This is a genomic window from Anaerovibrio lipolyticus (assembly GCF_021531495.1).
Lineage (GTDB): Bacteria > Bacillota > Negativicutes > Selenomonadales > Selenomonadaceae > Anaerovibrio.
Map to the genome: position 1 here is coordinate 1 of NZ_JADYTY010000080.1, position 611 is coordinate 611.

Sequence of the window (611 nt, forward strand, 5' to 3'; positions counted from 1 at the left end):
CATAGGGGCATAAAACTTGATTGCTAATCTTTTAGTGTACCTTGTAAAAAAATGTCATTTTTGATAGGATTAGGGTATATCTTGTAAAAAAAGAATGTTTTGGCAGGATATTTCTCAATAGTCATAATAGGTAACGAGAAGCGGTGTCATAAGGTGGATATATGAATGAATATTTTATTAAACTGAAGAATTTCACACTGGATTTTTGGCAGGATAGTGATGTGAGGATATATCTTTTTGGTTCTTGGGCTAGAGGAGAGGCTAGGCAGAGTTCGGATGTGGATATTGCCATAGAGAGTAAATCCGGTGTGTATATAGATTCTGCTTTAGAGTACAAGGTTAATGAATTTCGAGAGGCTTTGGATAATTCAGATATTATCTATATTGTCGATGTGGTTTACATGGGGATGGCAGCAGAGTGTCTGAGAAGTAGTATACACCAGGAGGGGATTTTGTGGAAAAGCTAAAGGAAAGATTGGCTTTGGCAGAACGGGCTGTGTCCAAGCTAGAGGAGTTAGCTGGCAAAACTGAATGGTCTGAGGTAGAGCGAGATGCCATGATACAGAGATTTGAATTTTCTTACGAAATACTCTGGAAATGTGCTAAGGATT

2 protein-coding genes are annotated in these 611 nt (G+C 38.1%); both read left to right on the forward strand.

From position 1 onward, the window contains the following. The first annotated feature begins 161 nt into the window (after positions 1 to 161). Complete coding sequence (locus I6E26_RS11065; RefSeq protein WP_235321919.1) at positions 162 to 467, forward strand: nucleotidyltransferase family protein; 306 nt, start codon at positions 162 to 164, stop codon at positions 465 to 467. Next, positions 455 to 611: nucleotidyltransferase substrate binding protein (locus I6E26_RS11415; protein WP_419179927.1), on the forward strand; the 157-nt coding region annotated here is incomplete at its 3' end. The genes I6E26_RS11065 and I6E26_RS11415, both read left to right, overlap by 13 nt.